This window comes from Streptomyces sp. LS1784, from assembly GCF_020103755.1.
Taxonomy (GTDB): Bacteria; Actinomycetota; Actinomycetes; order Streptomycetales; family Streptomycetaceae; genus Kitasatospora.
The window spans coordinates 1-5,909 of sequence record NZ_JAHSQD010000521.1 but is presented as its reverse complement, the minus strand read 5'-3'; the positions used below and the strand labels follow the sequence as shown (position 1 = coordinate 5,909).

6 protein-coding genes are annotated in these 5,909 nt (G+C 70.2%); 5 read left to right on the top strand and 1 reads right to left on the bottom strand.

Features of this window, described 5'->3' with window-relative positions:
* Positions 1-172: 172 nt before the first annotated feature.
* The 4 genes from KS423_RS36560 to KS423_RS36545 all read left to right on the top strand — a co-directional run bounded on the left by KS423_RS36560 (position 173) and on the right by KS423_RS36545 (position 3,477).
* Positions 173-631, top strand: coding sequence for a peroxiredoxin (locus KS423_RS36560; RefSeq protein ID WP_224284050.1), 459 nt, complete (start codon positions 173-175; stop codon positions 629-631).
* 222 nt (positions 632-853) lie between these two features.
* Positions 854-1,429 carry a TerD family protein gene (locus tag KS423_RS36555; protein WP_224284049.1) on the top strand — a complete coding sequence of 192 codons (576 nt, stop codon included), beginning with the start codon at positions 854-856 and terminating at the stop codon, positions 1,427-1,429.
* A gap of 227 nt (positions 1,430-1,656) precedes the next feature.
* Entirely contained in the window at positions 1,657-2,235 is a 579-nt protein-coding gene (locus KS423_RS36550; RefSeq protein WP_224284048.1) for a TerD family protein, read from the top strand.
* Between the two features lie 147 nt (positions 2,236-2,382).
* Complete coding sequence (locus tag KS423_RS36545) at positions 2,383-3,477, top strand: DUF475 domain-containing protein (RefSeq protein ID WP_224284047.1); 1,095 nt, start codon at positions 2,383-2,385, stop codon at positions 3,475-3,477.
* A 158-nt stretch (positions 3,478-3,635) separates the two neighbouring features.
* Here the strand turns inward: KS423_RS36545 and KS423_RS36540 are convergent, their stop codons facing one another.
* Positions 3,636-4,766 (bottom strand): DUF2637 domain-containing protein, encoded by a 1,131-nt coding sequence (locus KS423_RS36540; protein ID WP_224284046.1) that lies wholly within the window; start codon positions 4,764-4,766, stop codon positions 3,636-3,638.
* A gap of 341 nt (positions 4,767-5,107) precedes the next feature.
* On the opposite strand from KS423_RS36540, the gene KS423_RS36535 reads away from it, so the two are divergent.
* On the top strand, positions 5,108-5,845 hold the full coding sequence (locus KS423_RS36535) for a Tellurium resistance (RefSeq protein ID WP_224284045.1): 738 nt from the start codon (positions 5,108-5,110) through the stop codon (positions 5,843-5,845).
* The last annotated feature ends 64 nt before the right edge of the window (positions 5,846-5,909 follow it).

Genomic DNA, 5,909 nt, shown 5'->3' with positions numbered 1-5,909 from the left:
GGCCGGCCTCGCGCCGGTACCCCGGGTCGGCCGCCGGGCCGTTCGCTGACGGCGAACGGGCGGGGCCGCGGCCGCCCGCCTCATCCGTTCGGCCGAGCGGCCGTAAACGAATGCGAGGATGTGGCCTGCTGCGCCCGCCGCGCGGCGCGGTCGCGTCAGAAAGGTCCCGCTCATGGCCATCGAGGTCGGCACCCAGGCTCCGGACTTCGAGCTCAACAACCAGCACGGCGAGGCCGTCCGGCTCTCCGACTTCCGCGGCGGCAGGAACGTCGTCCTGGTCTTCTACCCGTTCGCCTTCACCGGTGTCTGCACCGGCGAGCTGGGCGCGATCCAGCGGGAGCTGGCGGGCCTGCAGAACGACACCGTGCAGGTGATCGGCCTCTCCTGCGACTCGCAGTTCTCCCAGCGGGTCTTCGCCGACCGGGAGGGGCTGGAGTTCCCGTTGCTGGCCGACTTCTGGCCGCACGGCGAGGTCGCCCGGGCCTACGGCGTCCTCGACGAGGAGCGGGGCTGCCCGCTGCGCGGCACCTTCGTGATCGACACCGCGGGCACGGTGCGCTGGAGCGTCGTCAACGGCCTTCCGGACGCCCGGGACGAGCAGGAGTACCTGAAGGTCCTCGCAGCGCTCTGAGACCCCCGCCCGGGGCCTTGAGTGGCGGGGGCACACCCTCGCGGCACCCGCCGGCCGAGTGCCGCGAGGCCGTGTCCGGCCTGATCAGGGGTGCGGACGGGAACCCCGTACTACGCTCTGGCCGTTGGCGGGGTGGGGCGCGGGAGCCGATGGGCCTCCCGCCGCCCGGGACCGCACCACCGGGGGCACCACTGGACGTGCCTCCCGATTCTTGGAGGACTAGTGGGAGTCAGCCTCAGCAAGGGCGGCAACGTCTCGCTCACCAAGGAGGCACCGGGCCTCACGGCCGTGGTCGTCGGCCTGGGCTGGGACGTCCGGACCACCACCGGTGCGGACTTCGACCTGGACGCCAGCGCCCTGCTGTGCAACGCCCAGGGCAAGGTCGCCTCGGACGGCAACTTCGTGTTCTTCAACAACCTGAAGAGCCCGGACGGCTCGGTCGAGCACACCGGCGACAACCTGACCGGTGAGGGCGAGGGCGACGACGAGGCGATCAAGGTCAACCTGGCCGGCGTGCCGACGGACGTGGAGAAGATCGTCTTCCCGGTGTCGATCTACGACGCCGAGACCCGCGGCCAGAACTTCGGCCAGGTGCGCAACGCGTTCATCCGCGTGGTGAACCAGGCCGACAACTCGGAGCTGGCCCGCTACGACCTCTCCGAGGACGCCTCCACCGAGACCGCGATGGTCTTCGGCGAGCTGTACCGCAACGGCAGCGAGTGGAAGTTCCGCGCCATCGGCCAGGGCTACGCCTCGGGCCTGCGCGGCATCGCGCAGGACTTCGGCGTCAACGTCTGAGCCCACGCCGGCGCCCTGCGGCGCGGGCTTCGCGCCGTTCTCCCGGGGCGGCCCCGGACCTCCGCGGTCCGGGGCCGCCCCGGCTTCGTGCGACCCGGTGCCGCGGTGGTCCGTCGCGCTGCGAGGATGTGAGTTCAGGAAGTTCAGCCGACCGGAGCCGGTCGGCCGGGGCCGAGGGGGACTACACCTGGATGGCGCCCCGGAACAAGCAAGGGAGGAAGAACGTCATGGTGGTCACGCTCGCCAAGGGCGGCAACGTCTCGCTCACCAAGGCCGCGCCGAACCTGACGCAGGTCCAGATCGGCCTCGGCTGGTCCGCCCGTTCGACCACGGGCGCCCCGTTCGACCTCGACGCGAGCGCCCTGATCTGTGGTGGCGGGCGGGTGCTCGGTGACGAGTACTTCGTCTTCTACAACAACCTCAAGAGCCCCGAGGGCTCGGTGGAGCACCAGGGCGACAACCTCACCGGCGGCGACGACACGGGTGACGACGAGGTGGTCCTGGTCAACCTGGACCTCGTCCCGGTGCAGGCCGACAAGGTGATCTTCGCGGTCTCGATCTACGAGGCCGAGGCGCGGCTCCAGAACTTCGGTCAGGTCCGCAACGCCTACATCCGGGTCGTCAACTCGGTCGACGGCCAGGAGATCGCCCGCTACGACCTGTCCGAGGACGCGTCCAGCGAGACCGCGATGATCTTCGGTGAGCTGTACCGCTACGCGGGCGAGTGGAAGTTCCGCGCAGTGGGCCAGGGGTACGCCTCCGGCCTGCGCGGCATCGCACTCGACTTCGGGGTGAACGTACAGTAAGGGCGAAAATCGGACTTGTCGCACCCGACTCGATCATGAGAACAGAGGGCGGTGCGGGGGTGACCTGACCGGGCCGGGCCCGGTCAGGGGCGTCTCGGGGACGAGGCCGCCCCGGCACGGCCAGAACCCGAAAGGTAGCCAACTCCCGTGTTCCTCCGCACATTCGGCTGGTCGTTCGCGATCACCGCCATCGGCCTGGCCGCGGCCGGACTGCTCTGGGGAGCCCAAGGCTTCGGCATCGTGCTGATCCTCTCCATCCTGGAGATCTCCCTGTCGTTCGACAACGCGGTGGTCAACGCCACGGTGTTGAAGCGGATGAACCCGTACTGGCAGAAGATCTTCCTGACCGTCGGTGTCCTCATCGCGGTCTTCGGCATGCGCCTGGTCTTCCCGCTGCTGGTCGTCGGCCTCACCGCGAAGCTCAACCCCGCGACGGTCGTCGACCTCGCGCTGCACTCCGACAAGACCCACGACGGCCTCACCTACGCCCAGTACCTGGAGGCGGCCAACCCGGCCATCGCGGCCTTCGGCGGCGTCTTCCTGCTGATGATCTTCCTCGACTTCATCTTCGAGGAGAAGGACTACAACTGGCTGGCCTGGATCGAGCGCCCGCTGGAGAAGGTCGGCAAGCTGGAGGCCTTCTCCAGCGTCGTCGCCCTCGTCGCCCTGCTGCTCGCCTCCAACTTCTTCGCCGGGGAGCACGCGGAGACCGTCCTGCTCGCCGGTGTCCTCGGCCTGGTCACCTACCTCGCGGTCAACGGCCTTTCCTCGATCTTCGAGTCGGGCCTGGAGGCCGAGGAGGAGCGCGAGGAGGAGGCGGAGAAGGCCGGCAAGTCGATCGTCCAGGTCGGCGGCAAGGCGGCGTTCTTCCTCTTCCTCTACCTGGAGGTCCTGGACGCCTCGTTCTCCTTCGACGGCGTGGTCGGCGCGTTCGCCATCTCCAGCGACATCTTCCAGATCACCCTGGGCCTCGGCATCGGCGCGATGTACATCCGCTCGCTGACCGTCTTCCTGGTCCGCAAGGGCACCCTGGACGACTACGTCTACCTGGAGCACGGCGCGCACTACGCGATCGGCGCGCTGGCGGCGATCCTGCTGGTCGGGATCAAGTACCACATCCCGGAGATCGTCACCGGCCTGATCGGCGTCGCCTTCATCGGACTGGCGCTCGGCTCGTCGATCCTGCGCAACCGGCGTGAGGGCGCGGACGAGGAACCGGAGCTGGTCAGCACCGGCAAGTAGCCGTCCGTCCGGCACGCGAAACGGCCGCCCCCCGGGAATCCCGGGGGGCGGCCGTTTCGCGTGCCGGTGGTCCGGTGGGTCCGTGGTCCGGTGCGGCCCGTTCGGACCACGGACCGGACCGCTGCCCCGCTGCGGACGCGGGGCCCGGGCGCCTCGGATCAGCCGAGCTGCTGCTCGATCGCGCGCAGCTTGCGCTCCAGCGAGTCCAGCTTCGGCATCGACAGGGTGTCGTCGTCGGCCGTCAGGTCGATGGTCGAGCCGCTGCGGGACGACCCGGTGCCGGAGGCCGAGGAGGACGAGTACGACGAGTACGAGGAGCCGACGGCTGCGCGCGGGCGGCGGCCGGCGTCCAGGGAGGCCGGTTCGAGCGAGTCGGTGGACTGGCGCGAGGCCGAGGTCGAGGTGGTGGCGTCGGGACCCGCGGCTAGGGCAGGCTCCGTAGTGCTCGGGCCGTCTCCGGCAGCCGTGAGGGCGGGCACCTGGCGGCCGCCGCGGGCCCGGGCGAGCATGCCGCCCTGACGGGAGATGGCCTTCAGCTCGGCCCGCTCGCGGCGGTCGGCGGTACGGGCGCGGGCCTTGGCGTCCAGCTTCGCCTGGCGCTCCTCGCGCACCTCGTCGACCGCCTCGTCCAGGCTGCGGACGTTCTCCAGCAGCATCAGCGACCAGGCCGCGTAGGTCTCGCGCGGGGCGCGCAGCCAGCGGACGATGCGGATCTGCGGCAGCGGACGCGGGACCAGGCCCTGCTCGCGCAGGGCGGCCTTGCGGGTCTGCTTCAGCGCCCGGTCGAACAGGATGGCCGCCGAGATCGACATGCCGGAGAAGAACTGCGGGGCGCCGTCGTGCGAAATGCCGCGCGGGGCGTGCACCCAGTTGAACCAGGCCGAGGCGATCGCGAACACCCAGACCAGCAGGCGCGAGCCGAGCGCGGCGTCACCGTGGCTGGCCTCGCGGACGGCGAGCACCGAGCAGAACATCGCGGCGCCGTCCAGGCCGAACGGGACGAGGTACTCCCAGCCGCCGGACAGGCCCAGGTTCTCCTTGCCGAAGCCGACCAGGCCGTGGAAGGAGAGGGCGGCGGCGACACCGGCACAGCAGAACAGCAGCGTGTACGAGGAGATGCCGTAGATCATCTCCTTGCGGCGGCGGCGCTCCTCGCTGCGCTCCCAGGAGTCGCCGGACTCGTCCTTCTTCGAGTTCTTGAAACGCAGCGTCGCCATCAGGACGGCGACGAACAGCAGGGCTGCGCCGCCGACGACGGTCCAGACCAGCTGTATGGAGGTCAGGTTCATTGCGGGTCGGGCCTCGGGTTTCCGCAGGGGACAGGATCACAGCGCGACACAGGCGGTCAGGATCAGTCGTGCGGGCACTGCCTGACGGTTCGTTCGTCGCCGCACGGCATGCCCGCCGCGCTCGCGCAGGGGCGGACGGGACACCTGTGCGGCTAGACGATATCGCGTCCGAAGGGGCGGCATGTTACGGGAGGGCGGCTTCCTCCGGCCAATCGACCCGCCGGTCGGGCCGGGTTGGGTAGGGGAGGGGGCGGACGGGGTATCCGACGGCCGGGCCGATGCCCGATCATTGGTCGGCGGACCGTCAGAACGCCTGGCGGGAGCAGGGGGGAGAAGACTGCATGGTCTCGATCTGGGAGTACCTGCGCGGGGGCAAGAGCTACACCTTCGACAACCCCGGCGGTCAGCACAAGGTCACACTCACCAAGTCGTCCCCGCAGCACGCGATCACCGGGTCGGCCGCCACCACCGGCTACCTCTACGTCAACCTGCACTGGACGATGAGCTCCGGCGGTGTCCGGCCGAGCACCCGGGACTCCGTCAAGCGGTTCTTCAGCCCGCGGATCCTGCGGCCGCTGGAGCCGGACTCGGCTCAGAGCAGCGAGCCGGTGAACGTCGACCTCGACCTGGCCTGCATGTACGAGCTCTCCGACGGGACCACGGGCGTGGTGCAGCCGCTCGGCGGGCTCTTCGGCGACCTCCAGAGCGCGCCGTACATCAAGCTCAGCGGCGACGACCAGTACGGGGCGCCGTCCGGCGAGACGATGTACGTCAACCTGGAGAAGAAGGACAAGTTCAAGCGGCTGCTGATCTTCGTCTACATCTACGACGGCACGCCGGCCTTCGAGCAGTCGCACGCGGTGGTCACGATCGTGCCGCAGGCCGGGCCGCGGATCGAGATCAAGCTGGAGGAGCGGGCCCGCGCGGCGCGCTCCTGCGCGGTGGTGCTGATCGAGAACGTGGGGGACAACCAGCTGACGGTGCGCCGCGAGGTGCGGTACGTCAACGGGTTCCAGGCGGACATCGACCGGCTGTACGGGTTCGGGATGCAGTGGCAGCGCGGGTACAAGAGCGACTGACGGCGACCGGCGGTCTCGCGGCGGGGGCCCGGCCCGGACGGGGGCCCGGGTTCGGCGGGGCCGG

Excerpts from the sequence above, each read along its gene's own strand:
- KS423_RS36540 (WP_224284046.1), bottom strand. The coding sequence starts at position 4,766 with ATGAACCTGACCTCCATACAGCTGGTCTGGACCGTCGTCGGCGGCGCA.
- KS423_RS36550 (WP_224284048.1), top strand. The coding sequence starts at position 1,657 with ATGGTGGTCACGCTCGCCAAGGGCGGCAACGTCTCGCTCACCAAGGCC.
- KS423_RS36535 (WP_224284045.1), top strand. The coding sequence starts at position 5,108 with ATGGTCTCGATCTGGGAGTACCTGCGCGGGGGCAAGAGCTACACCTTC.
- KS423_RS36560 (WP_224284050.1), top strand. The coding sequence starts at position 173 with ATGGCCATCGAGGTCGGCACCCAGGCTCCGGACTTCGAGCTCAACAAC.